This is a genomic window from Steroidobacter cummioxidans (assembly GCF_003104955.1).
Window position 1 is genome coordinate 133,855 of the sequence record NZ_LSRW01000041.1, and the last position, 26,293, is coordinate 160,147.

General features: G+C 62.6%; 23 protein-coding genes. 14 read left to right on the forward strand and 9 right to left on the reverse strand.

Translation table 11 applies throughout. The features are described from left to right. Positions 1-4: 4 nt before the first annotated feature. Complete coding sequence (locus D0550_RS20040; protein WP_116810958.1) at positions 5-2,296, reverse strand: DNA translocase FtsK; 2,292 nt, start codon at positions 2,294-2,296, stop codon at positions 5-7. A 347-nt stretch (positions 2,297-2,643) separates the two neighbouring features. Here D0550_RS20040 and trxB point away from each other — a divergent pair, with 347 nt between their 5' ends. The 4 genes from trxB to infA all read left to right on the forward strand — a co-directional run bounded on the left by trxB (position 2,644) and on the right by infA (position 5,905). Further along, positions 2,644-3,615 (forward strand): thioredoxin-disulfide reductase, encoded by a 972-nt coding sequence (gene trxB, locus D0550_RS20045; RefSeq protein WP_116810959.1) that lies wholly within the window; start codon positions 2,644-2,646, stop codon positions 3,613-3,615. 57 nt (positions 3,616-3,672) lie between these two features. Then, positions 3,673-4,818, forward strand: a complete 1,146-nt coding sequence (locus tag D0550_RS20050; protein WP_116810960.1) for a GNAT family N-acetyltransferase — start codon at positions 3,673-3,675, stop codon at positions 4,816-4,818. 3 nt (positions 4,819-4,821) lie between these two features. After that, complete coding sequence (aat, locus tag D0550_RS20055; RefSeq protein WP_116810961.1) at positions 4,822-5,559, forward strand: leucyl/phenylalanyl-tRNA--protein transferase; 738 nt, start codon at positions 4,822-4,824, stop codon at positions 5,557-5,559. A 127-nt stretch (positions 5,560-5,686) separates the two neighbouring features. Further along, the gene (infA, locus tag D0550_RS20060) at positions 5,687-5,905 is read left to right on the forward strand and encodes a translation initiation factor IF-1 (protein ID WP_116810962.1); all 219 of its coding nucleotides are present in this window, start codon (positions 5,687-5,689) and stop codon (positions 5,903-5,905) included. 95 nt (positions 5,906-6,000) lie between these two features. Here the strand turns inward: infA and clpA are convergent, their stop codons facing one another. After that, the gene (gene clpA / locus D0550_RS20065; protein WP_116810963.1) at positions 6,001-8,283 is read right to left on the reverse strand and encodes an ATP-dependent Clp protease ATP-binding subunit ClpA; all 2,283 of its coding nucleotides are present in this window, start codon (positions 8,281-8,283) and stop codon (positions 6,001-6,003) included. A 123-nt stretch (positions 8,284-8,406) separates the two neighbouring features. After that, entirely contained in the window at positions 8,407-8,724 is a 318-nt protein-coding gene (gene clpS / locus D0550_RS20070) for an ATP-dependent Clp protease adapter ClpS (RefSeq protein WP_116810964.1), read from the reverse strand. Between the two features lie 423 nt (positions 8,725-9,147). Here clpS and gspC point away from each other — a divergent pair, with 423 nt between their 5' ends. The 6 genes from gspC (at position 9,148) to D0550_RS20100 (ending at position 16,330) form a co-directional block, all read left to right on the forward strand. Beyond that, positions 9,148-10,095 carry a type II secretion system protein GspC gene (gspC, locus tag D0550_RS20075; protein ID WP_116810965.1) on the forward strand — a complete coding sequence of 316 codons (948 nt, stop codon included), beginning with the start codon at positions 9,148-9,150 and terminating at the stop codon, positions 10,093-10,095. A 53-nt stretch (positions 10,096-10,148) separates the two neighbouring features. Beyond that, on the forward strand, positions 10,149-12,299 hold the full coding sequence (gene gspD, locus D0550_RS20080; protein ID WP_161965945.1) for a type II secretion system secretin GspD: 2,151 nt from the start codon (positions 10,149-10,151) through the stop codon (positions 12,297-12,299). Between the two features lie 31 nt (positions 12,300-12,330). Further along, positions 12,331-13,860: a type II secretion system ATPase GspE gene (gene gspE, locus D0550_RS20085; RefSeq protein ID WP_116810967.1), complete on the forward strand. Its 1,530-nt coding sequence runs from the start codon at positions 12,331-12,333 to the stop codon at positions 13,858-13,860. A 25-nt stretch (positions 13,861-13,885) separates the two neighbouring features. Further along, positions 13,886-15,103 carry a type II secretion system inner membrane protein GspF gene (gene gspF, locus D0550_RS20090; RefSeq protein WP_116810968.1) on the forward strand — a complete coding sequence of 406 codons (1,218 nt, stop codon included), beginning with the start codon at positions 13,886-13,888 and terminating at the stop codon, positions 15,101-15,103. Positions 15,104-15,248: 145 nt separating this feature from the next. Next, positions 15,249-15,524 carry a hypothetical protein gene (locus tag D0550_RS20095; RefSeq protein ID WP_116810969.1) on the forward strand — a complete coding sequence of 92 codons (276 nt, stop codon included), beginning with the start codon at positions 15,249-15,251 and terminating at the stop codon, positions 15,522-15,524. Between the two features lie 107 nt (positions 15,525-15,631). Next, on the forward strand, positions 15,632-16,330 hold the full coding sequence (locus D0550_RS20100; RefSeq protein WP_116810970.1) for a UdgX family uracil-DNA binding protein: 699 nt from the start codon (positions 15,632-15,634) through the stop codon (positions 16,328-16,330). 4 nt (positions 16,331-16,334) lie between these two features. On the opposite strand, the gene D0550_RS20105 is transcribed toward D0550_RS20100, so the two are convergent. Further along, complete coding sequence (locus D0550_RS20105; protein WP_161965946.1) at positions 16,335-17,471, reverse strand: adenylate/guanylate cyclase domain-containing protein; 1,137 nt, start codon at positions 17,469-17,471, stop codon at positions 16,335-16,337. A gap of 246 nt (positions 17,472-17,717) precedes the next feature. Between D0550_RS20105 and D0550_RS20110 the strand changes: the two genes are divergently transcribed. Beyond that, positions 17,718-18,977, forward strand: coding sequence for a hypothetical protein (locus tag D0550_RS20110; protein ID WP_153067241.1), 1,260 nt, complete (start codon positions 17,718-17,720; stop codon positions 18,975-18,977). Here the strand turns inward: D0550_RS20110 and D0550_RS20115 are convergent. Beyond that, a complete protein-coding gene (locus D0550_RS20115; protein WP_116810973.1) occupies positions 18,946-19,911 on the reverse strand; it encodes a Gfo/Idh/MocA family protein in 966 nt (321 codons plus the stop codon). The two genes, D0550_RS20110 and D0550_RS20115, sit on opposite strands and share 32 nt — an antisense overlap. A 297-nt stretch (positions 19,912-20,208) precedes the next feature. On the opposite strand from D0550_RS20115, the gene D0550_RS20120 reads away from it, so the two are divergent. Both D0550_RS20120 and D0550_RS20125 read left to right on the forward strand, forming a co-directional pair. Then, positions 20,209-20,655, forward strand: coding sequence for a hypothetical protein (locus tag D0550_RS20120; protein ID WP_116810974.1), 447 nt, complete (start codon positions 20,209-20,211; stop codon positions 20,653-20,655). A 172-nt stretch (positions 20,656-20,827) separates the two neighbouring features. Continuing rightward, a complete protein-coding gene (locus D0550_RS20125; protein ID WP_116810975.1) occupies positions 20,828-21,073 on the forward strand; it encodes a hypothetical protein in 246 nt (81 codons plus the stop codon). Between the two features lie 78 nt (positions 21,074-21,151). Here D0550_RS20125 and D0550_RS20130 read toward each other — a convergent pair whose 3' ends face one another. Beyond that, positions 21,152-21,439 (reverse strand): hypothetical protein, encoded by a 288-nt coding sequence (locus D0550_RS20130; RefSeq protein ID WP_153067242.1) that lies wholly within the window; start codon positions 21,437-21,439, stop codon positions 21,152-21,154. 240 nt (positions 21,440-21,679) lie between these two features. Here D0550_RS20130 and D0550_RS20135 point away from each other — a divergent pair, with 240 nt between their 5' ends. Further along, a complete protein-coding gene (locus D0550_RS20135) occupies positions 21,680-23,836 on the forward strand; it encodes a carboxy terminal-processing peptidase (RefSeq protein WP_116810977.1) in 2,157 nt (718 codons plus the stop codon). A gap of 27 nt (positions 23,837-23,863) precedes the next feature. Here D0550_RS20135 and D0550_RS20140 read toward each other — a convergent pair whose 3' ends face one another. The 3 genes from D0550_RS20140 to D0550_RS20150 all read right to left on the reverse strand — a co-directional run bounded on the left by D0550_RS20140 (position 23,864) and on the right by D0550_RS20150 (position 26,153). Further along, a complete protein-coding gene (locus tag D0550_RS20140; protein WP_116810978.1) occupies positions 23,864-24,925 on the reverse strand; it encodes a hypothetical protein in 1,062 nt (353 codons plus the stop codon). 27 nt (positions 24,926-24,952) lie between these two features. After that, a complete protein-coding gene (locus D0550_RS20145) occupies positions 24,953-25,432 on the reverse strand; it encodes a DUF1249 domain-containing protein (RefSeq protein WP_116810979.1) in 480 nt (159 codons plus the stop codon). 130 nt (positions 25,433-25,562) lie between these two features. Further along, positions 25,563-26,153 (reverse strand): pyruvate, water dikinase regulatory protein, encoded by a 591-nt coding sequence (locus tag D0550_RS20150; protein ID WP_116810980.1) that lies wholly within the window; start codon positions 26,151-26,153, stop codon positions 25,563-25,565. Positions 26,154-26,293: the final 140 nt, after the last annotated feature.

Genomic DNA, 26,293 nt, shown 5'->3' on the forward strand with positions numbered 1-26,293 from the left:
CGAGCTACTCTTCGGCCGGCGGGGGCGCCAGCACTTCGCGCGAGCCGTTGGACTGCAGCGGACCGACCAGGCCGGCCGCCTCCATGGTTTCGATCATGCGCGCGGCGCGGTTGTAACCGATCTTCAAGCGACGCTGCACACCGGAGATCGACGCCTTGCGGGACTCGACCACGATTTTCACCGCCTGATCGTACAAAGGATCCTGCTCGCCATCGGAACCCTCACCGCCCTCGCCGCCTTCGTCATCCTCGCCCTTTAGACCAGGAATCGGCGTGGAAGGTCCCTTCAGGATCTCATCCACGTAGGACGGCGGCGACGAGCCCTTCAAGCTGCCGACAACGCGATGAACCTCGGCGTCCGACACGAACGCACCGTGCACGCGTACCGGCACCGAGGTGCCCGGCTGCAGGAACAACATGTCGCCGTGACCGAGCAAAGCCTCGGCGCCCATCTGATCGAGAATGGTGCGCGAGTCCACTTTCGCCGACACCTGGAACGCCATACGCGTCGGAATGTTTGCTTTGATCAAGCCCGTGATCACGTCCACCGACGGACGTTGCGTGGCGAGAATCAGGTGAATGCCCGACGCACGCGCCTTCTGGGCCAGGCGCGCGATCAGCTCTTCCACCTTTTTGCCAACGATCATCATCATGTCGGCCAACTCATCGACGATGACGACGACGAACGGCAGCGGCTCCAGGAACGGCACTTCGTTCGGATTGCCTTCCGGGCCGAGCATCTTCATCAGCAACGGATCGCGGATCGGCTCCTTGGCCTCCTGCGATTCCTTGATCTTCCGATTGAAGCCGGCAAGGTTTCGCACGCCGAGCGCGGCCATCAATTGATAGCGACGCTCCATCTCGGCCACGCACCAGCGCAACGCGTTGGCGGCTTCCTTCATGTCGGTCACGACTGGCGCCAACAGATGCGGAATGCCCTCATACACCGACAATTCCAGCATCTTCGGATCGATCATGATCAAGCGCACGTGCTCCGCCGATGCCTTGTAGAGCAGCGACAGCACCATCGCGTTGACCGCGGTCGATTTACCCGAACCGGTCGTACCACCGACCAGCAAGTGCGGCATGCGGGCGAGATCCGCGCAGACCGGACCGCCACTGATGTCCTTGCCGAGCACCAGCGCCAGCGGCGACGCCATATCATCGTAAGCTCTGGACTTGATGATCTCGCCCAACGTGACGATCTCGCGCTTCTCGTTGGGAATTTCCAGGCCGACGGTCGATTTGCCGGGAATGACTTCCACGACGCGCACGCTGATCGCGGACAGCGCACGCGCCAGGTCCTTGGCAAGATTCGAGATCTGGCTGACCTTCACGCCGGTGCCGAGACTCAGCTCGAAGCGCGTGATGACGGGGCCCGGATTCACCGCGACCACCTCGGCCTCGACGCCGAAGTCCTTGAGCTTGATCTCCACCAGGCGCGACATGGCCTCGAGCGCTTCGGATGAATACCCCTGCTGTTTCGGCGGCGGATCATCGAGCAGTGACAGCGGCGGCAGTTCCTTCGACTGCGGCGCTTCGAACAGCGCGACCTGACGTTCCTTCTCGACGCGCTCGCTCTTCTCCACCTTCTGCTCGACCCGCTCGATCTTCGGCGGCGGACGCGAGGCGACGCGCTTTTTCTCTTCGCGGATGACTTCGCTGCGCGCTTCCTTCACCTCGCGACCTTGTTTGATCTCGCGTGCGGTGCTCATCCGGCCGGACATCCATTCGAACGCACGCAAGGTCGCGCGGCCCGTCACGTCCATGACCTGAATCCACGAATGGCCGATGAACAGCGACACGCCCGCAAGCCACAGCGCCAGCAGCATCAAGGTCGCACCGAGGAAGCTCAAGCCCGAGTCCAGTCCCTGCCCCACCAGCGAGCCGAGCACCCCGCCGGCTGAGTCCGGATAGCTGTGGATGGTGAAGTGCAGGCTGGCCAACCCACAGCTGGTGGCGAGCGTCAGCAGAAAGCCCAGGCCGCGAAAGGCCAGCGTGGCGTTCGACTGCGCGTCATCCTTGCTGCGATCCCGATACAGCAGCCAGCCGGCAAATCCGATCATCACCGGAAACAAGAACGCTGGCGCGCCGAACAACAGCACCAGCAGCCCCGCCATATGCGCGCCCAAGGGACCGATGACGTTGGCGATCGGCCCGGGCTCGCCCGTGGTTGCGAAAGACGGATCGTGGCGGTCGTACGTGATGAGCGCCGCCAGCACGATCAGTGCGAGCGCGCCGAACACCCACAGGGCCCCCTCGCGCAATGACCGCACGACGGTGGACCCCAACCGCATTCCTTCGCGCGCCTCAGCCCTGCTGGCCAACTCGATTCACCCCAACCAATTGCATAAGAAAAGCTGTGTAACTCACTGATATCGAATATACATTATCCCGGGCCGGGCGGGTTGAGCCACCCCCCGAAAGCAAGCTTCGAGCTGACCAGCGGGAGCGGTCCGTCGATGACCGGCATCGAGCCCCTCTATTTGGCGGCCCGGTGCGCATTACATACCATGCGCCCCTGACCGGCCTGTGAGGCGGGCGAGCGGATGAACCGCGCGGCGTTGCTATTGGCGACGGGCGCCCTCACAGACTGTCAGAACTCTCGCATCGACGCTTTAAGGATCGTGAAGGTGAATCATACATGAGCACTCCCCGCCACTCCCGGTTGATCATTCTGGGGTCGGGCCCCGCAGGCTACGCCGCCGCCGTCTATGCCGCGCGCGCCAATCGCAAGCCGCTGCTGCTGACCGGCCTCGAGGAAGGCGGCCAGCTCATGACCACCACCGAGGTCGACAACTGGCCCGGCGACCCGCACGGCCTCACCGGCCCGAAGCTGATGGAGCGCATGCGCGAGCACGCCGAGCGCTTCAATACCGAAGTGGTGAACGACCACATCAACAGCGTCGACCTGTCGCAGCGTCCGTTCAGACTCGAAGGCGATCGCGGCGCTTACACCTGCGATGCGCTGATCATCGCCACCGGCGCGACCGCCAAGTACCTGGGCCTGGAGTCCGAGCAGAATTTCCGCGGCCGCGGCGTGTCGGCCTGCGCCACCTGCGACGGCTTCTTCTTCAAGAATCAGAAAGTGGCGGTCATCGGCGGCGGCAACACCGCGGTCGAGGAAGCGCTGTATCTGTCGAACATCGCTTCGCACGTCACGCTGGTCCATCGCCGCGACAAGCTGCGTTCGGAAAAAATCCTGCAGGATCATCTGTTCGAACGCGAGAAGGCCGGCAAAGTTTCGATCGTGTGGAATCACCACGTCGATGAAGTGCTCGGCGATGACAGTGGTGTCAACGGCGTTCGCATCGCGCCCGTAGCGGGCGGACCGAAGCGCGATCTGGAAGTCACCGGCATGTTCGTCGCCGTCGGCCATGCGCCCAATACGCAGCTGTTCGAAGGCCAGCTGGAGATGAAGGGCGGCTATCTGATCGTGAAGTCCGGCATCGCCGGCAACGCGACGCAGACCAGCGTGCCCGGCGTGTTCGCCGCCGGCGACGTCGCCGATCATGTGTATCGCCAGGCCATCACATCGGCCGGCACGGGCTGCATGGCGGCGCTCGACGCCGACAAGTATCTCGACCAGATCGATGCAGCCAATCTCAAGGCTTGAGCTGACGGCGCGCGCTGACGCGCGCCATCGCCCTGCCGATCGGTAAGATCGGGGCCAATGGCAGCGAATCTGCAAGCACGCATCATTACGAGCATCGATCGCATCCCCGCTGCGCAATGGAATGCGCTGGCGCTCGGGGGCAATCCGTTCGTGCGGCACGAGTTCTTGCTCGCCCTGGAGCGCGCCGGCTGCGTCGGTAAGGCAGCCGGCTGGTTGCCCCATCATCTACTGCTCGAAGAGCAAGGCCAGCTGGTCGCGGCCATGCCGCTGTACCGCAAGAGTCATTCGTGGGGGGAGTTTGTTTTCGATTGGAGCTGGGCGCGTGCTTACGATCAAGCCGGCCTGCGCTACTACCCCAAACTCGTGAGCATGCCGCCGTTCACACCGGCGATGGGGCCTCGTTTGTTACTCGCTCCCGATGCCTCGCCCGAGGTGCGCACGCGTCTGAGCATGGAACTGCTGACGTACGCGAAGTCGCAGCAGATGTCATCGGCGCATCTGTTGTTCCTGACGGAGGAAGATCGTGCGTCGCTGAGCGATGAAGGTTATCTGTGGCGCAAGGACTGCCAGTTCCACTGGCACAACCGCGGCTACAAAACCTTCGACGATTTCATCGCGACGTTTCGCTCCGACAAGCGCAAGAAAGCACTGCGCGAGCGTCGTCGCGTGCGCGAAGGGGGCGTCACGTTTCGCACGCTCAGCGGTGCGCAGATGGATGCCAAGCTGTGGAACATCGTGTTCGGGTTTTCCGCGGCGACGTTCGAATCGCACGGCCATGAGCACTACTTGAACGTGGAATTCTTCCAGGCCGTGTCCGAGGTGATGCCGCACTCGGTCGTGATCAAACTGGCGGAGTACCAGGGTCATCCGATCGCCACCGCGATTTTCTTTCGCGGCGATGAGGTGCTGTACGGTCGCTACTGGGGCGCAGCTGCGAACTTTCACAGTCTGCATTTCGAGACCTGCTACTACCAGGGCATCGAGTACTGCATCGAGCACGGGCTGCAGCACTTCGAGCCGGGCACGCAGGGCGAGCACAAAGTTCCGCGCGGCTTCGAGCCGACACCTACCTGGTCGGCACACTGGATCGCCGATCCGCGCTTCCGTCGCGCCATCGATCATTACCTAAATGATGAGCGCGCGGCGATCGATCAATATATCCTGGAAGTCGAAGAACATACGCCGTATCACCGAGGGCCTTGACCCATGCGCGGCTCGATTGTCTGGCTTTCGGAGCACGATTCACCGGATGCGTTTCCGCCGGTGGATCGTGCATTGGTCGAACCGGATGGACTGCTCGCCGCTGGCGGCGACTTGTCCCCAATGCGACTACTGGCCGCCTATCGACGCGGCATCTTCCCCTGGTACTCGCGCGGTCAGCCGATCTTGTGGTGGTGTCCGGATCCGCGCGCCGTCCTGATGCCGCAGCAGCTGAAGGTTTCGCGCAGTCTGGCCAAATCGAGCCGTAATCGCGGCTTTGTCACCCGCATCGATACCGCCTTTCGCGAGGTCGTGCGTGCCTGCGGCAGCAGCGAGTTGCGCCCTGGCGGCACCTGGCTGTCCCCGGAAATGCGCGCCGCTTACGTCAAGCTGCACCGGCTGGGCTTCGCCCATTCGGTGGAAACCTGGCTCGACGACCGGCTGGTTGGCGGCCTGTACGGCGTTGCGCTCGGGCGCATGTTCTTCGGCGAATCGATGTTCAGTACCGAGCGCGATGCCTCCAAAGTTGCGCTCAAACGGCTCTGCGAGGAGCTGATTTCGCGTCGCTTCCACATGATCGACTGTCAAATGTCGACCCCCCACCTGATGAGCCTGGGCGCCAAGATGATCCCGCGCGCGGAATTCACCCACGCGCTGGATGAGCACCTGGGCGGCCTGTTCCAGCCCGGCCTGTGGAACGAAGCCGTGCCGGCCGGGAACGAAGCACCCCCGGCGAACGTATGACGAATTGATGCGACGAATGCCCAGCACGGGATCGTCTAAGGTCCGGTGTCAATTGCATTGGCTAGGGGCTTTATGCACAATTCGCGCGCCCTGCCGGCGGGCCCTGCCGGACAGTCATCGAGAGTGCATGTCGAAAGAAGATGCGATTCAGATGGAAGGCCGCGTGATCGACACGCTGCCCAACACTACGTTCAAGGTGCAGCTGAATAACGGCCACACCGTGATTGCGCACATCTCCGGAAAGATGCGCAAAAACTATATCCGCATTCTGACCGGCGATGCGGTCACCGTGGAGCTCACGCCCTACGACCTGACCAAAGGCCGTATCGTGTACCGCGGCCGCTGACGCGAAATAAGGATTCTTGTTCGACAGACGCACCACAGCGCTGTCGATAGGCCGCTCTCCGCAGATAACCGGCAGCTACCCTGCTGCCGATTTACCTATTTGGTTTCCTCGAGCAGCGCCTGCTCCGTGTCGGCGCGCGATTCGACTTTGAGCTTGTCGTCGGCGCCGACCGTCACGAACGCGTGACCGCCGCCGACCAGGCGTCCGAACAGCAGCTCCTCCGCCAGCGGTCGCTTGATCGCTTCCTGGATCACGCGAGCCATCGGACGCGCGCCCATCTTCGGATCGTAGCCCTTGCGCGCCATCCACTCGCGCGCCGCATCGTCGATGTGCAGCTGCACGCCTTTCTGCTCGAGCTGCGCCTCCACTTCCACCAGCAACTTGTCGACCACGCGCTGAATGGTGCGCGGATCCAGGCCATTGAACTGGATGATGCCGTCCAGGCGGTTGCGGAACTCGGGCGTGAACATGCGCTTGATCGCCTCCATGCCATCGGTCGAGTGATCCTGCTGCGTGAAGCCGATCGACGGACGATTCATTTCGAACGCACCGGCATTGGTCGTCATGACTATGACCACGTGGCGGAAGTCCGCCTTGCGGCCGTTATTGTCGGTGAGCGTACCGTGGTCCATGACCTGCAACAGCAGGTTGAACACATCCGGATGCGCCTTTTCGATCTCATCGAGCAGCAGCACCGAGTGCGGATGCTTGTTGATGGCTTCGGTGAGCAGACCGCCCTGATCGAAGCCCACGTAGCCCGGCGGCGCGCCGATCAGACGCGACACCGTGTGACGCTCCATGTATTCGGACATGTCGAAGCGGATCAGCTCCACCCCCAGGGCCAGCGCGAGCTGCCGGGTGACTTCGGTCTTGCCGACGCCGGTCGGACCGGCGAACAGGAACGAGCCAACCGGCTTGCGCTGATCGCCCAGACCCGAGCGGGACATCTTGATCGCCGAGGCCAGCGAGTCGATCGCCGTATCCTGGCCGAAGATCACCAGCTTCAGATTGCGCTCGAGGTTCTTCAGCACATCCTTGTCCGAGGTCGACACGTTCTTCGGCGGGATGCGTGCGATGCGCGCGACCACGTCCTCGATCATCTGCGTCGTGACCGTCGTCTCACGCTCACCTTCAGGCTTCAGGCGCAGGCGCGCACCCGCCTCGTCGATCACATCGATCGCCTTGTCGGGCAACTGACGATCGTTGATGTGCCGGGCGGCGAGCTCGGCCGCTGCCGCCAACGCATCATCGGCGTACTTCACGTTGTGATGCTCTTCGAAGCGCGAGCGCAGCCCCTTCAGGATCTCCACCGTCTCCGGCACCGTCGGCTCGACGATGTCGATCTTCTGGAAACGGCGCGCGAGCGCGTGATCCTTCTCGAAGATGCCGCGGTATTCGCTGTAGGTCGTCGAGCCAATGCAACGCAGCTCGCCATTGGCGAGCGCCGGCTTGATCAGATTGGACGCATCCATCACACCGCCCGATGCGGCACCGGCGCCGATGACCGTGTGGATCTCGTCGATGAACAGGATCGAGCCCGGATTCTTCTTCAGCTCGCTGAGCACGCTCTTCAAGCGCTTCTCGAAATCGCCGCGGTACTTGGTGCCGGCGATCAACGCGCCCATGTCGAGCGAGTACACCGTGCTGTCGGAAAGCACCTCGGGCACCTTGTCCTCGATAATCATGCGCGCGAGACCTTCGGCGATCGCGGTCTTGCCGACGCCGGCTTCACCGACATACAGCGGATTGTTCTTGCGGCGACGGCACAGGATCTCGACGGTGCGCTCGATTTCGGTGCGCCGGCCGATCAAGGGGTCGATGCGCCCTTCCATGGCCTGCTTGTTCAGATTGGTCGTGAACTTCTCCAGCGCCGTGCCGCCATCGGGCTCGCCGCGCTCGGCCTCGGTGCCGGGCGCCGACTCGTCCTTGTCGGTGCGGTCCTCGGCGATCTTCGACAGGCCATGGGAGATATAATTGACGACGTCCAGGCGCGCCACGTCCTGCATGGACAGCAGGTAGGCCGCATGCGAGTGCTTCTCGCTGAAAATGGCCACCAGCACATTGGCCGCGGTCACTTCCTTCTTGCCGCTGGACTGGACGTGGAACACGGCGCGCTGCAGGACGCGCTGGAAGCCCAGCGTCGGCTGCACTTCGCGATCGTCATCATCCTTTAACCGCGGTGTGGTTTGATCGATGAAATCCTTCAGGTCCTTGCGCAGCCGAGCGACATCGGCGCCGCAGGCGCGAAGGATTTCCCGGACTTTCGGCGTGTCCACGATCGCGAGCAGCAGATGCTCGACGGTCATGAACTCGTGCCGCGCTTCGCGCGCCGACTGGAAAGCCTCGTTGAGACAGATTTCGAGTTCGCTGCTTAACACGGACTGACTCTCAGATACCTAAACAACTTAAAGAGTGGACCGCTGCCTGCGTCGGAGGTTCGTAACCTCCACCGCAGTCGGTTTCCAGCGTGGCAGGGCCACGCGTGGATGCGGTGAACCTCTTCACGTTTCTTCCATCGTGCATAACAGAGGATGCTGGTGCTGGCGCGCGTACGTGGTCACCTGTGCGACCTTGGTCTCGGCGATTTCGAAGGTGAAGACGCCGCACACCCCTTTGCCCTTGGTATGCACCTCAAGCATAACGCGCGTGGCCGTCGTGCGATCCATGCCGAAAATACGTTCGAGCACGTCGACGACGAATTCCATCGGCGTGTAGTCGTCGTTCAGCAGGACCACCTGATACAACGGAGGCCGCTTGAGCTTTGGCTCGGCTTCCTCGGTGACCAGTTCCCGCTCATGCCGTGTGCTCTCTTCCGTCATCAACTTAGCGCGCTACCAGTTCGCACTCTTTATAGGGGGGAACCCCGGACAATACAAGGCAGCATCCGTCGCACCGCACTTCGGCCCGATGAGGCAGTCAAAACGTGCGCAGCCGCGGGTGTTCAGGTCATCGAGCACGGCCAGGGCAGGTATCGCCTCACGCCGCAGCCAGGCGCTGCGGCCTATGATCCATGGCCTTGCGCCGTCGCTTACGGACGGTACCGACAAAATTGCCGATTCGGACATTTGCGACAGTGTTTTCATCAATGGGAACAATCTCTTGTGACAAACTAACGCCACTCCGTATCATGTCGTGTCAGGCCGCCTCAGCCGGACTGACCCGTGGCCAGCACGGATCCGCCGCTGGTTGCGAATAGGTGGAAGACAACACTGGTCGTCTAACTTTGGTCGCGTATTCGAACGATGCCGCTGTCTGCAAAATTGCACGAATTTCAGGACCTCACGCCCCAGCAGTGGCTCGACCGGGCGTCGCGGACCGCGCCCCAGGTCGTGATGGTGGTGCTGGTCGTCGCCATTGCCTGGCAACTGGTGCAGCTCACCTGGCTGGTATTGGATCGCGGTCCGCAACGTCAACCCGCCACGGCCGCGCCGCCGATGAATGTCGCGCCCGTGCGCAGCGGTGTGGACATCCAAGCCATCGTGAACGCGCATCTGTTCGATGTCGCTGCGCCTCCGGCGGCGCCCGATGCGGCCAATGCGCCCGCAACGCAGATGAACCTGGTGCTGTCAGCCGTTTTCGCCGCCGAGGATCCGGCCAAGGGGCTCGCCATCATCGGTGAGTCGGCGCAGTCGGCGAAAGTCTTCGCGGTCGGCGGCATGGTTCGCCCCGGCACGAAGCTGCACGCCGTGTACATCGACAAGGTCATCCTCGACCGTGGCGGCAACCTGGAAGCACTGGCCCTGCCGAAGCGCACCATGGCTGCGTTGGTCATCAATCGCCCGCCGCCGCCCCAGCAGAATCAGGCCGCGGAAAATCTCCGACGCATGGCCGAGACCAATCCGAGCGCTTTTGCCGAAATCATTCGGCCACAGCCGGTGTTCGCCAATGGCGTGCAACGAGGCTACCGCGTCTACCCCGGTCGCAACCGTGCCCAGTTCAGCAAGCTGGGACTGGTGCCGGGCGATCTGGTGCTGTCGATCAATGGGACCCCGCTGGACGATCCCCAGCGCGGCATGGAGATCTTCAACACCATCGGTAGCGCCGGTCAGGTCAACGTGACCGTCGAACGTAACGGTCAGACGCAGGAGCTGACGCTGAACATGGCGCAGATCAACGTGCCTGACGCCAACGCCGGTCAGCCGCCGCGCCCGACCCAAAGCCCGAACAGTCCGCAGCCGCCCGCCGAATGAGCGGCCGCGTTTCCAAGAACGACAGTCTGCCTTTGCTCAGTCAAGGACCGTCCATGACGATTTCTTCAACCAACCCAGCTGCTGGGAAGCCGGCGAGCGTGCTCAGCGGCAAGCGCTCCGGTCTGCTCGCGCTCACCGTGACGTGCTTCCTCACGTGCGTCTCGGCGACGGCGCAACAGCAACAGCAACAACCGCCGTCACAGCAGGCGACCATCACGCCGGCGTTTCGTGACGCCGAGCTGACTGAAATCATCGACGCGGTCGCGACCATTACCGGCAAGACCTTCATCGTCGATCCTCGCGTGCGCGCGCAGGTGACGATCCGCTCCTCGACGCCGATGACGCCCGATGCGTTCTATCAGACGTTCCTTTCGATCCTGCAGGTGCATGGCTTCATCGCGGTGCCCGCCGGCGACAACATCAAGATTCTGCCGGACGCGAATGCGCGTCAGGTGCCGGGCAACGATCTGCCCTCGAGCGTCAATCCGAACTCGGACGAGGTGGTCACTCAGGTCATTTCGGTTCGCAACATCAATGCCGCGCAGCTGGTACCGGTGCTGCGTCCGTTGATTCCGCAGAACGGTCACCTGGTCGCCTACCCCGCCTCCAACATGCTGATCGTCTCGGATCGCGCCAACAACATCTCGCGCATCATTCGCATCGTGCAGCGCCTGGATCAGGGCGGCGATGAAGAGATCGAAATCGTTCGTCTGGAGAATGCCAGCGCTTCGGAAATCGTGCGCGTGGTGAATGCGCTGTCACAGGGCGCGCAACAGCAAGGCGAAGCGCCCGGTATGCAAGCCAAGCTGGTGGCCGACGATCGCACCAACAGCGTGCTGATCTCCGGTGAGAAGGGCCAGCGTCTGCGCATGAAAGGCCTGGTGATGCATCTGGACACGCCGCTGGAAGCCGGCGGCGACACGCAGGTTCGTTATCTCAATTACGCCGACGCCGAGCAGATCGCCGGCAAGCTCAAGGAGCAAGTCACCGGCGTTACTCAAGCAGCCCCTGGCGCACCCGGTGCCGCCCCCGGCGCCACCGGTCCCGCCGCGGCTCAGGATCGCAATACGACCATCTGGGCAGACAAACAAACCAATGCCCTGGTCGTGACCGCAGCGCCCAAGATGATGCGTCAGATCATGTCGGTGGTGGACAAGCTCGACATCCGTCGCGCCCAGGTGCACCTCGAGGCCATCCTGGTCGAAATCACTCAGTCGCGCGCCGCCGAGCTGGGCGTGAACTGGGCCGTGTTCAGCGAAAAGCAAGGCAGCACCATTCCCATCGGCACGTTCAATGAGACCGTCGGTGGCACCAGCCTCGGCAGCCTCGCCTCGGCCATCCTCAATCCGAGCACGACCAATATCCCGACGCTGCCGACCGGCCTCACGCTCGGTGCGGGCATGATCGAAGATGGCGGACTGAATTTCGCGGTGCTGTTACGCGCACTGCGTAACGATGGCAGCAGCAACATTCTGCAGACGCCCTCGATCACGACGCTGGACAACGAAGAGGCCGAGATCAAAGTGGCGCAGGAAGTGCCCTTCATCACCGGTCAGTACACCAACACCGGCACGACCAATCAGGGCGCGGTCAATCCGTTCCAGACCATTCAGCGCGAAGAGGTCGGCAACATTCTGAAGATCACCCCGCAGATCAACGAAGGCACGGCGGTGCAGCTGAAGATCGAGCAGGAAAACTCCAACCTCACGCAAGGCGTGACCGGCGCGGTCGATCTGATCACCAACAAACGCACCATCTCCACCACGGTGCTGGTCGAGGACGGCGGCATGATCGTGCTGGGCGGCTTGATTACCGACAGTGCCAACGAGGGCGAGGCGCGCGTACCCATCCTCGGCAATATTCCGATCATTGGTGAGTTGTTCAAGACTCGCAACGGCTCGAAGGAAAAGCGCAACCTGATGGTGTTCATCCGTCCGACCATCTTGCGCGATGGCGTGGCCGCGGCCATCACCACCACCGCCAAGTACAACGTGCTGCGCGATCAACAGCTGCAGCGGAGAAACGGTCGTGTGACATTGCTGCCCGGCGAACGCCAGCCGCTGTTGCCGCCGATCGAAGACCTGGCGAAGTATGCCGACCCGACCGCGGGCGCACATGCTCCGGCACCGGGTACGAATCCCGAATCAGTGGAGCCGGAGCAGGCCGAACCGCTGCCGGAACAGTCACCGCCGCCGCAGCCGTGATTGGCCCTCTTTCTCAGGACAAGGTGTTGTCATGAGCGCACAAGTTGAAACTCCGGTCGCCGTGCGTGGCGCGGCGGTCGTACCCGCAGCCGCTGCATCCGCGGCTTCCTTGACGTTCGCGTTCTGCAAGCGCCACGGCGTGCTCGTGCAGAAGGTGCATGAAACATCTGCCGAGGCCGTGTATCGCGCCGGCGCGCAACCGGCGGCGATTGCCGAAGTGCGACGCGTGCTCGGTGTGCCGTTGCAACTGCGACGCGTGGATGCCGAGGCTTTCGATCAGCTGCTGCGACAGCAATACGAAGCCGGCAACTCGGCCATGCAAGTGGCCGGCGCCGGTGTCGAAGAGGACACCGACCTCGCCCACCTCGCGCAGGATCTGCCGGAGCCTTCGGATCTGCTGGAAAGCGACGATCAGGCGCCCATCATCAAACTGATCAACGCCATCCTGACGCAGGCGGTCAAAGAGAACGCTTCCGATATTCACATCGAGCCGTTTGAGAACCGCCTGGTGGTGCGCTTCCGTGTCGACGGCGTGTTACGCGAAGTACTGCAATCCAAGCGCGCCGTCGCGCAGCTCGTGGTGTCGCGTATCAAGGTCATGTCGAAGCTCGACATTGCCGAGAAACGTTTACCTCAGGACGGTCGTATCTCCCTGCGCGTCGCAGGTCGCGCCGTCGATGTTCGTGTGTCGACGATTCCCGCCGGTCACGGCGAGCGCGTCGTGCTTCGTTTGCTCGACAAGCAGGCGGGCCGGCTCGAGCTGAACGCGCTCGGCATGGATCCTCGCTCGCAGAAGCTCCTCGATGAGCTGATCCACAAGCCGCACGGCATCATCCTGGTCACGGGCCCGACCGGCTCCGGTAAGACCACCACGCTGTACTCGGCGCTCGAGCGCATCAACGACAACACGCGCAACATTCTCACCGTCGAAGATCCGATCGAGTACTACATCGACGGCATCGGGCAGACGCAGGTGAACACCAAGGTCGAGATGACCTTCGCGCGCGGCCTGCGCGCCATCCTGCGTCAGGATCCTGACGTAGTGATGATCGGCGAAATTCGTGACTTGGAAACAGCGCACATCGCCGTGCAAGCCTCGCTCACCGGACACCTGGTGCTTTCGACGTTGCACACCAATACCGCGGTCGGTGCGGTCACGCGTCTGCGCGATATGGGTGTCGAGCCGTTCCTGCTGTCATCGAGCTTGATCGGCGTGCTCGCACAACGCCTGGTGCGCGTGTTGAATCCAGAGACGCGCGAGGCGTATCCGGCGGGCGAATACGAGCGTCGGTTGCTGAACGTGCCGGACGGTGCGCCCTCGCCCACGCTGTATCGACCCGGCGCCGACGCTGCACTGGGCTTCAAAGGTCGAACCGGCATTCATGAGCTGGTGCTGGTCGATGACACCATGCGCACCATGATTCACGACGGCGCAAGCGAGCAGGAGCTGGAACGCTATGCGCGCACGTTGACGCCGAGCATTCGCGACGACGGTCGCTCCAAAGTGCTCTCCGGCGTCACCACCGTCGAAGAGGTCCTGCGCGTCACGCGCGAGGATTGAGCGCGCTTAATTACTGGGAGCTGCTTTGAGCGCTTTCGAATACACCGCGGTCGACGCATCGGGCCGCGAACGCAAAGGCGTGCTGGAAGGCGATACCGCACGGCAGGTTCGTCAGCTGCTGCGCGATCAGGCGTTGTTGCCGCTGACGGTCAATGAAGTCACCCAGCGCGAGCAAAAGCAACGCACCGCCCGCTTCTCCATCGGCAGCGGCGTGTCTGCCAGCGATCTGTCGCTGCTCACGCGCCAGATCTCGACGCTGGTTCGATCCGGCCTGCCGCTGGAAGAGGCGCTCGCTGCGGTGTCCGAGCAGACCGAAAAGCCGCGAGTGCGCAGCATCGTCCTGGCCGTGCGCGCCAAGGTCATGGAAGGTCACACGCTCGCCGATGGTCTGTCGGACTTCCCGAACGTCTTCCCTGAGCTGTACATCGCAACTGTCGCCGCGGGTGAACAGTCGGGTCATCTCGATACCGTGCTCGAGCGTCTTGCCGATTACACCGAGAACCGCGAGCAGATGCGTAGCCGCACCATCAACGCGATGCTCTATCCGGTGCTGCTGTTCCTCGTGTGCATCTCGATCGTCGCGCTGTTGTTGACGTTCGTGGTGCCGAAGATCGTCAAGCAGTTCGAGAATTCCAAGGCCGAGCTGCCCATGCTCACGCAGGTGCTGATCGCAATCTCGGATTTCCTACGCGATTGGGGCTGGCTGCTGGTCCTGGCCCTCGTCGGCATCGGCTGGCTCTTTAAGCGCTGGTTGCGCGATCCCGGCGCCAGACGTCGTTTCCACGCCATACTGCTGCGCATACCGCTGTTCGGCAAAGTGGTGCGCGGCTCGAACACTGCGCGCTTCGCTCGCACTTTCTCCACTTTGACCTCGAGTGCGGTGCCAGTGCTGGAAGCGCTGCGCATTTCCGGCGAAGTCGTCACCAACCTGCCGATGCGCGATGCCGTTCAGGATGCGGCCACCCGTGTGCGCGAAGGCGCGCCGATCGGCAGATCGCTGGGCACGTCGAAAATATTTCCGCCGATGATGATTCACCTCATCTCCAGCGGCGAGTCGAGCGGCGAGCTGGAGACCATGCTGGATCGCGCAGCGACCAATCAGGAGCGCGAGATGGACTCGATCCTGACTGCGGCGGTGGGCCTGCTAGGCCCCCTGATGATCCTCTTCATGGGCGGCATGGTGCTGCTCATCGTGCTTGCCATGTTGCTGCCGATTTTCCAGCTCAATCAGTTGATTCACTGAGGTCGGCGCGCCGCCCCGCAGGTGCACGGGGCGGACCTGGTTCACCGAATCCGCAAAGACGCTATTGCTAGACCCCAGCGTTCCCTTTATATACTCGCGCCGTAAACACCCTGGGGCGCTGCGGCAAGTTGCGGGATCGCAGTCGATGACTGAGAAGCCGGAATCCGAAGAGTTCGATGAAGAGGAGGACGACGGCGGTGCCGTCGAGTCCGAGGACCTCGATGTCGATCATTTGATCGCCGACATCGACAAGCGTAAGAAAAATGTCACCAAGGCCGGCGAGCCGGCCTGGCGGCGTCTGGAGCGCATTCGTGAAGAGCGCGAGACGGCAGCGCAGCTGTCCGATTTCGACGACTACGAAATCGGCCTGGATGATCCCGCCGGCGACGATTCGAGCGCCTTCGACGAAGCAGAAGAATAGCAACGCGCCCTCTGCCCGCAATCGTCTGACGTTCCGACAAGGCCTCGGAACCCTCCGGATCATGCGACCGTTGCAGCTGCAAACAGCTGCACGCACGGATACACGGCATGATCCACCCGAATCCATCGACGACGAGGCGCGCGCCTGCGAAGAAAAGCGTGCGCGAAGCGCGAGCCCCAACACCGCCAGCCCGTCCAACTGCGCGCTCACTGACAGCGCTGCGCGAAGAGGCGCAGCATTGCCGTGCCTGTCCATTGTGGAAGAACGCGACGCAAACTGTGTTCGGTGAAGGCCGGGCCACCGCGCGCATCGTGCTGATCGGTGAACAACCCGGTGACCGTGAAGATCTGGTGGGTAAACCCTTCGTAGGTCCTGCGGGCAAGTTGCTCGATCGCGCGCTGGAGCGAGCGGGCGTCGAGCGCACACAAACATACGTCACCAACGCGGTCAAACATTTCAAGTTCGAGCCGCGCGGCAAGCGTCGCATTCACAAGAAGCCGAACGAGCAAGAGATCTCGGTGTGCCGGCAGCACTGGTTGGACAACGAGCTGCGCCTCATCGGGCCGACGCTGGTGATCGCGATGGGTGCGACCGCGGCGCGCGCCGTGTTCGGTCGTGCGACGGCGATCGGCAAGAATCGCGGTCACGTCATCAAAGGTCAGTCGTTGGCGAGCGAGCTGAGCGCGGACGTGATCGTGACCGTGCACCCCTCCTACCTGTTGCGAGTGCCGGATGCGGATCGGGACAGCGCGTTCGAGGAGTTCGTGACAGATCTCAAACTCGCGCGCCAGTACGCCCCGGCGTGATTCTCTAATTGGGGCGGAAGTCGACGCGGTCGGTGGTGTTGGTGGGCACGCAGAAGATGCCGATCGGGCTGGAGCGGCCACGCAATACCAGCGACGGCAAAGGCATCGCCCCTACATCGACGCCGCGCTCATCGAGCAGATTCTTCACCGCATCCGAGAACAACATTTCGCCCGCACGCGCGCGTTGACCCAGACGTGAAGCAACGTTCACGGTGTCGCCAATGATGGTGTAGTTCATATACGAGGGCGAACCGACATTGCCCGCGATCACCTCGCCGACGTTGATGCCGATGCCAAGCCCGGTTTCCACGCCGTAACGATCCGTCCAGCGATGCGCGAGCTCCGCGAATTTCCCCAGCATCAGTTTGGCCGCGAGGATGGAACGCTCTGCCCCATCTTCCTGCGCAACCGGCACACCGAAGCCCACCAGCAAGCTGTCGCCCGCCATGCTGAACACGGTGCCTTCATATTCGAACGTGATGTCGGTCAGCAGCTTGAAGAACTCGTTCAGCAGCTCGACCACCTGCTCCGGATTGAGCCGTTCAGACAGCGCCGTGAAGCCGCGCATGTCGGCGAACATCACCGCGACCTGCGTGCGCTTGTGCGTGCCGGCGAACATGGAGTCCAGCAGCTCGGGGCTGGCGAGGATCTGATCGGCGAGCTTCGGTGAAATGTAACGACGGAAGGCCGCACGAATCAGCTCGCGACGCTTCACCTCTTCGGCCAGCTGCTCGGCCGCAAGCTGCCGTCGTGTCGCGCTCACCTTGAGCAAGGAGCGCACGCGCATCAGAAACTCTTCACGCCGCACTTGATGGGTCAGGAAGTCATCGACGCCGGCTTCGAACGCGAGCAGTCGCTGCTTGGCGGATTTCGCCAGCCCCACCAGCGGCACCAGCAATGTGGTCGGATTGGCTTTGAGCACACCGCACACTCGCGCAAGTGTCGTGGCCGCCTCGGCTTCGACATCGAGAACGATGAGATCGGGTGCGCGTCGCGCGACGCTGGCAATGACCTGATCGGGTTCGACCATGTCGTCGATGACGATGTCGGAAGCATCCAGCAGTCGGTCGAGCAGGCCCCGGGTAGTCTCGGAGCTGCCGACCAGCAATGTTCTATACGTCGCGGACAGGGTCGCGGACATCGTCCGTAATTCCTCGTGTTCTGTGCTCGTCCCCATTCGTCTTGGAGGGCCAGGAGTAGCTCAGCTGTTTCGGCAAGACGATCAGGGCATGTCACACGGCACCATCCGGCAGCCCGGCCGACGGAAAGTGCGTAAAGACATTCGCTTGGTGACGCATCCTACCGACATTGTGCAACTAACGCCAAACCCGCCGAGTTCTGTCAAAAATCCGTAAACTCCGCGTCTCGACCGCGCCAGGATCCACAATTGATTGCAAAACTGCCGGGATTGCGCACCGTCCTGCTCGCCATTGCATCGTTAGTAATGGGCGGGCCGGCGTTGGCCGCGAAGATCGCCTACTACGACGCCACCTATCGCGCGACATTCAAGCCAGGGGTCGAGCACGCACAAGTCGAGCTCGAGCTGAACGGCGCACGGCTGCCGAGCAAGCTGGTGCTGCGGGTCGACTCCAAGCGCTATCGAAACTTTCGCTCCAACCAGCCGCTGGAGGTCGGTGACCACGAAGTCGTGTGGCGCCCGCAAGGCAAGCGCTCGACCCTGAGCTATGAATTTGCGGTGAATCACCAGCGCTCCTCAGGCGGCTACGACTCTTACATCACCCAGGACTGGGCCTTGTTTCGCGGCGACAAGCTGATCCCCAGCACGCGCGTCACGGCACCTCGCGATCTTCATTCACGCACGACGCTGCAATTCCAATTGCCAAAGGGCTGGTCCGCGGTGACTCGCTATGCCGCCTCTGGCGAGCACAGCTTCCGAATCGAAGATTCGAAGCGGCGTTTCGTGCAGCCCGTAGGCTGGATGCTGATCGGCAAGATCGGCGTGCGCAGCGAGCGCATTCATCATGTGACTGCCGTGATCGCCGCGCCCGAAGGCGAAAGCGCGCGTCGCCAGGACGCCCTCGCCTTCATCAACTGGAATCTGCCCAAACTGCTGGAGGTGTTTCCGGACTTCCCCAAGCGCGTGCTGATCGTATCGGCCGGCAATCCGATGTGGCGCGGCGGTCTGTCCGGTCCCGCCTCGCTCTACGTGCATGCGGACCGGCCACTGATCAGCGAGAACCGCACCAGCCCGTTGTTACATGAGCTGGTGCACGTCGCGCTCGGCATTCGCGGCGACAACGAAAGCGACTGGATCGTCGAAGGCCTTGCCGAGTTTTATTCCATTCAGACCTTGCGTCGCTCCGGCGGCATCAGTCAAAAGCGCTACGAGCAGGCGATCGAGCACCTGAACAAATCGGCGCGCCGCGCGCCGACGCTGTTCGCCAAGAACTCCACGGGCCCGACGACCGCACGCGCCGTGCTCGTGTTTCAACAAGTCGATGTGGAGATTCGCTCGTTGACGGGCGGCGCCAAGAGCCTCGATGACGTCGCACGCAAACTGGCGGCCGACCGCGGCGAGGTCAGCCTGATTCAGCTCCAGGAGATCGCGCAGCAGGTCGCCGGCAAACCGCTGCGCTCGCTGCAGCGAGAACGACTCATGAAACCTTTGGCTGAACCAGGGCCGTGATCTTCATCGCGGTCTCGAGCGCCCGCAGTCCGTCCTCACCCGTCACGACCGGGGTGCTGCGCTCGCGCACCGCTTTCAAGAACGCTTCGATCTCGGCGAGCAACGCATCGCCCTGATCGAAGTTCTGCTCTTCGATGGAGACTTGCGCCGGCGATTCCACCGACGCCGCCGCGTCCTTCTTGCGGATGACGGTGAGAATCTTCTGCTGCATGTCGACCGACAGATACGCATCGTCCTGGAAGATGCGGATCTTGCGTTCCTGCTTGAGACTGATGCGGCTCGCCGTCGTGTTCACCACGCAGCCGCCCTGAAAGCGCAGCCGCGCGTTCACGATATCGATCTCGCCGGAGAACACGGTCGCACCGACGGCATCGATGTGCTCGATCGGCGTGCCGACCAGCTCCTGGATCAGATCGATGTCGTGGATCATCAGATCGAGCACCACGCTCACATCCGTGCCGCGCTGTTTGAACGGCGCGAGTCGATGCGATTCGACGAAGCGAGGTGTCTGCAGTCGCTCGGCGGCGGCCAGCACCGCGGGGTTGAAGCGCTCCAGATGTCCGACCTGCAGGATGCGCTTGTGAGTGCGCGCCAGATCGACCAGCTCGCGCGCCTCCTCGACCGTCGTGGCGATGGGTTTTTCGATCAGCACATCGATGCCGTGCTTCAGCAGCTCGCAGCCAATCGCATGATGCATCGGGGTCGGCACCGCCAGGCTCACCGCATCGACCGCACCGAACAGCTCGCGATAGTCATGCACCGCCTTCGTGCCCAGCTCGGCGGCGACCTTTGCGCAGGCATCGGCATTTGCATCCACCACGGCCACCAGCGTCGAACCAGCAATCTGCGCGTACTTCTGTGCATGGAAACGGCCGAGATAACCGACGCCGATGACGGCGGTGCGCAGCGGTGCGGCGTGGGTTGCTTCTGACATTCGTGAGTGCCTCGACCCAATGAAAAGCCGCGATCATACCGAGTACTGCCCGGGTACAGGGATGTACCCCGCCGCCATAGCGGCGGCGAGCGACAAAAAGTCGCGCCTTTTTGACTGCTCGCACGAGGGTCGTGGCAGGGCTCGGCGGTGCTTTCAGCGAAGCGCTGCTTCGCTCCGCCGAGCGGGTGTACATGGATGTATACCCCGGGCTTACGCGGAGCAGGGACTGCGCAGCGTAATGCCCGATCCCGAGATATTTGTGACAAGATGCGCGCCACCTCATCTATACAGGCCCGCATGAACGCCGCCGCCCATACCGATGACGATGGCTCCGATGAGCAGCGCCCTGCTCACCGGCTGCGCTTCGAGCTGATCTTCGCCAGCCTGTGGCTGGTCGTTGGACTGTTCCTGCTGCCCGCGCTGATCTTCTGGGTCGGCGGCGCCCTGCTCGGCCCGTACGGCGCCTCGGATCAACAAGGCGCCGGTCTGAGCACGTTCTACATCGATTTCTTTGCCGATCTCACCGACATGTCCGGCCGCGCCTGGAGCATCGCCCTGGGACCGCTGCTGCTCATGTATCTGCTGCGCGCGGTCTTCATTGGCGTGAAAGCCGCCCCGGTCGAACGCAAGACCCTCGACGAAGACGAAGAGCCACCTGCACCACGGCGCGCACCTGTCAAAAAGGAACCCAAGCGCCCGCCCGGTCGGCCGACGCGCGTCGAGCCGCGCATGGGCAACGATTGAGTGCAGACGAATCTGCACCGCGCGATGCAACGAACTCGTTAACAGGGATACGTGACACGGGTCACACTTCTCAATGAAAAAACGCGCTGCGCCGAAGTTCGGCGTGTAGGCTGCAAGCGGTTGAAATTAAAAAGAATCTGTTGGTTTTCTTTACACTTTTTGGTTGGGAAGAATGCGCAAGTGGCTCGCCCGGTTATTCGGCGGCCGGAAGGTGCAAGCGGCAGAGCGGCCAGCGCGGATCGCGCCCCGCATCGCCGATGGCGCCGTCCCGCCCGTGCAACGCCCTATGTCGGCAGGCAATGCCAAACGCGGCATTCATGCAGATAAGGTCAGCAGCAAGGCAAAAAGTGGCTTCGATCCTTATAACAGCGGTACGTTCAAGCGCGGCGACGCCTGGGAACGCGTCATTCGCCGCTAACGACTCGCCTGAGGCGGCCTTGAGGGTTTTCCCCCTGATGGATTCGGGGGCAAAACCCGCGCCGCGGCTGCACTGTAATCATTCCGGCCAGTACAGCGCGGCAATGCCTGCGATCACCACCCACATTGCCAGCTGCGCCAGCCAGCGCCACTTCAGGGTCTTGAGCAGCGCCAGCAGGCTCGCGCCGGAAACGGCCGCCAGCACGGCGAATACCGCACTACTGCGCAACAGCGCGGGGAACTCGCTGCCCAGTGCCGGGTTGCTCCCCTTGAGGACCAGGAAAATGACCACCACACCTAGCAGGCCGAACGTGATGGCAGCTGCGGAGCCGAAAACGATGGCGTTCAAGACGGCGAGCGGTCTCATGTCGGGCTCCGGTGCCACGCCGCAGACCCGCCGGCTGGGTGCTGAACGAATTGATGACTGAGCCCCTCCAATTCCTGCCCCCCACGAGCAGCGCGTACTTGATCGGAGTGCAGCGTCTCTCTAGCCTTGACCATAGAATGGATTTGTCCTGCCTTGCTTGCGATTCAGGTTTAGGTCGAAATCGGGACCGGTGCCGCCTTGATGGCCGCGGCCCCCTCCCCCTGATGAGGATGTGAAACAGTGTACCAGTCGCCCTCGCACCAACCCGCCAAGCAGCGGCGCAATACGTTGATCTTCAGCTTGCCCGCGCTGCTGGTGGTCTGTGCGTTACTGGCGGGCACGGCGCAAGCGCCGGTCGCCAAGGCGGTCGCGACCGCCAACTCGCAGGAATTGTCCCCCACCGAGCGGCAGCGCCGCGTCAGCAAGCTGGTCAGCAACGTGATCGAGCGCTCGCATTACCGCCAGTCGCCGATCAACGACCCGGTGTCCTCGCTGGTGCTGGATCGCTTCATCGAGCAGCTCGATGGCGGCCGCAGCTACTTCCTCGCCTCGGACATCGCCGAGTTCGAGCGCTATCGCTACCAGCTCGACGACGCAGTCGTGAACGGCCAGCTCGAGCCGGTGTTCGCCATCTTCAATCGCTTCCAGGTGCGCAACCAGGAGCGCATCAAGTACGCGATGGACCTGCTCAAGTCCGAGCCGGACTTCACCGTCGATGAGTCGTTCGAGTTCGACCGCACCAAGGCGCCGTGGGCCAAGACCCCCGAAGAGCTCAATGACATCTGGCGCCGTCGCGTGAAGAACGATGCGGTGTCGCTGATGCTCACCGAGAAGACCTGGCCGGAAACCAAGGACATCCTGCAAAAGCGCTACGAGCGCGTGGTCAAGCGCACCGAGCAGGTCACCAGCGACGACATCTTCGAAGTGTTCATGAATGCCTTCGCGCATGTCTTCGATCCGCACTCGAGCTACTTCTCGCCGCGCAATTCCGAGGAGTACCGCATTCAGATGAGCCTGTCGTACGAAGGCATCGGTGCCTCGCTGCAGCTCGTCGACGACTACGTCACCGTGCTCAACGTGTTGCCCGGCGGCCCGGCCGCGGTCAACGGCACGCTCGGCGCGAACGATCGCATCATCGCGGTCGGCGAAGGCAAGAACGGCAAGATGGTCGACGTGATCGGCTGGCGCCTCGATGATGTCGTGCAGATCATTCGCGGCAAGGTCGGCACCACCGTGCGCTTGAACATCCTGCCGGCCGGCGCCGCGCCGGGCTCGCCGGAAAAGGTGCTGGAGCTGCAGCGTAACAAGGTGTCGCTGGATGCTCAGGCAGCCCAGAAGAAAGTCGAGACCATCAAGCGTGGCGATCGCGACATGAAGGTCGGCGTGATCAACGTGCCGAGCTTCTATCAGGACTTCGAAGCCAAGTCCTCCGGCGCCAAGGACTATCGCAGCACCACGCGTGACGTACGCAAGCTGATCGAGCAGTTGAAGACCGAGCACGTGGACGCGCTGATCATGGATCTGCGTGGCAACGGCGGCGGTCACCTGACCGAAGCGACCGCCCTGTCCGGTCTGTTCATTCCGGCCGGCCCGATCGTGCAGCTGCGCGAGACCGGCGGTCGCGTCGAAGTGCTCGACGATCCGGAGCCCAACACCGCGTGGGACGGCCCGATGATCGTGCTGGTGGATCGTTATAGCGCCTCGGCGTCTGAGATCTTCGCCGCCGCAATTCAAGACTACGGTCGCGGCATCGTCGTCGGTCAGCAGACCTACGGCAAAGGCTCGGTGCAGAACCTGTACCCGCTGGATCGTTATGCGCTCGGCCCCGATCCGGGCTTCGGCCAGCTGACGGTCACCATCGGCAAGTACTATCGCGTGACCGGCGAGAGCACGCAGCATCGCGGCGTGCAGCCGGACATCTCGATGCCGACGGCCATCAGCCCCGAGGAAGTCGGTGAGAGCACGCGCGAAAGCGCCCTGCCCTGGGATCGCATTCGTCCGGCTGAATTCAACAAGGAAGGTCAGCTGACGCAGGCCATCGCGGCCCTCGAGCAGACGCACGAGCAGCGTATCGCCTCGGATCCGAATTACCGTTCATTGCTCGCCGATCTCGATGCGTTCGAGAAAGTGCGCACGCAGAAGAAGCTGTCGTTGAACCTGAAGACACGCGTCGCCGAGCGCGAGCAGCTGGAGCAGGATCGCCTGGCTCGTGAAAACGAGCGCCGCAAGTCGCGCGGTCAGCCGCCGGTTGCCAAGCTCGCTGACCTCACGGGTCAGGACCCGCCGGATGCGGTGTTGGATGAAACGGTGCAGATCGCCGCGGACTTGAGCGGCATGAGCAATCTGTATCTGTCGCGCCTGAAGGCTCAGGGCGACCAGAAAGAAACAAAGCGCTAAGCTGACGTGACCAATGTCAGGCGCTGCTCATTGCAGCAGCGCCTGATACACATCCCAGTAGTCATCGACCAGCACATTCACGCCGGCTTTATTGCCCGCCTCCAGGCCTGACACCGGCGCCACGGGCACCGGCAACGTACCGATCGAATCCGTCAGCGGCACGGTATCCGCATCGCTGCGATAGGCCACCACCGCGCGCAATGCATCGGTGCGCTCCTTCAAGCCACTGAGATCGTCTTTTTCGTTTTTGACGACGCTCAGCCCCTCGCGCAACAACATCATCAAGCGCGAGCATTCTTCACGAGTGCCGTATTTCATATCGAACACCCGCTTCGTGGTCGTTTCTTTCGCGAGCACGGCGAGTCCGCCGGTGGACAATGTCACAACCAGCTGCTGCGCGTATGCGATGACGGCGGTGTTCACGATGCGCCGGCCATCTACGGAGATGCCCTCGAACGGCGGCGGCGCCTGCTCTTCGAGCGCGGCGCGATCGTCGCTCAGATCGGTGACTTCGGTGGCCGCCTGATCCCACAGCTGGCGCTCGGTTGCGATCTCTTCGGCAAGACGCCGACGCCGCGCGTAGTTCCAGAAGCCGCGCATGCTCTCCAGCTTCGCCTCCTGAAGCTTCAGCTGCGCCTCGAGCTCATCGGCGCGCGCCCGTGAGCTTGCGATACGACGATCGAAATCGGCGAGTTGCTGGCGACGCGTACGATCCAGCTCTAGCAACTGACGACGCTGCTCGCGATCGGCCTGCTGCTGCTGCAGCTGTTGTGCGAAGCGTGCGACTTTCGCCGACGAGGCGCGCCACAACGAGCGCAGTTGGAAATAAACCAGAGCGTGCGGACCGGTCTCGGGATGGCCGAGAAACTCTTCGAGCTGCAACAGCTGTTCGCTGTGGCGTGCAAACGTGGCTTCGTGTTTGTTCAGGTGCTCGATCAGCTTGTGCCGCTCGTCCTGCAAGCGCGACAGCTCTTTCTTGAGCTCGGCCCGATTCCAATACAGCTGCAGCAGCCGCTCGTCTTCGGCAGGTTGACGCGCGCCCGGAGCAAGGAGCTGGCGCAGATTGCTCAGCCGATCGGAGAATTCCATAGCGTGCCCGTCACGGGCGATGGGGACTTAGGTCGCAGCGAGCGCTGGGAAGTGATGTCCGCGCTCGACGCAATAATCGAGCCATTTGTTGAGCATGATATTACGCAGCCAGCGATCGCCGAGATCGCGCGCCAGCTGCGAGCGCAACGATTCGAGCAGCGCGTGACGATGCCAGCGCGCACACGCCTGCACTTCGGCCAGACGAGCATCGCGATACACGCGAATCAACAGATCGGGATCGGCCAGCGAGCCGGCTTCATCGTCGAACACGTAGGTGAGCCGCAGCGTCGTCGTATAACGGCTGCGCTCCTCGACCGCCAGATGCAGCGGGCAATCGCCATCGACCACTGAAATCTGCGTGGCTGCCGCTCTTTCCAGATCCGGCACCAGCCAGGCGAGCCGGATGTAATTGCTCTCGTACAGCGACATCAGGCTGACGAAGCTGCCCGGACGGGAGCGCCAGCTGACCGGGCAATTCACATCGCTTGCTGTAAGGTCTATCGACATGAGCCGAATATAGCACAGCAGTTTCTTACTACTGCCAGTGGTGTGTGACTTGCGTCACGGGACGTTTCATGGGCCCGCCGCGCATGCGACATGCGTGCCATCGGCGCGCTCGTGTCGTGCTGGCAGATGCTTATGGACGCAGCCGGCGCTCGACCCCGGTCCGGTCCAGGATGCGACTGGCGATCTCTTCGATGGAACATTCGGTGGTGTTGATGCACGGAATATCGTAACGACGGAATAGCGCCTCGGCGGTGCGCACCTCGAAGTCGACTTGCGAAGGCGACGAATAATTGCTGTTCGGCCGGCGCTCGTTGCGGATCTGTTGCAGACGTTCCGGCGCGATGGTCAGGCCATACAGCTTGCGCTGATGCTTGATCAGTGCCGCGGGCAACCGACCGGTCTCGAGCTCCTCGTCAGCGAATGGATAATTGGCGGCGAAGATGCCGTATTGCAAGGCCAGGTACAGACAGGTGGGCGTCTTGCCGGTGCGCGACACGCCGACCAGGATCAGATCGGCCCGCTCGTAGTCGCGCGTGACAGCGCCGTCATCGTTGGCCAGGGCGAAATTGGTCGCGTTGATCCTCGTGGTGTAAGCACCGATATCCTGCATGCCGTGTGCTTTGCCCTGCGCGCGCGAGGATTTGAGCTTCAGCTCCATCTCCAGCGGGCCAAGGAACGCATCGAAGAAGTCCAGGAACAGGCCGTTGGCGCGCTTGATGATCTNNNATCTCGCGCAGGTCCTCCTGCACCAAAGTGCTGAAAATCACGGGTCGGACCCCTTCCGCCTCGGCCGTCGCGTTGATGCGACGAACAGCTTCCTGCGCCTTGTCAACAGTGGAGATAAATGGCAGAGTCACCTGC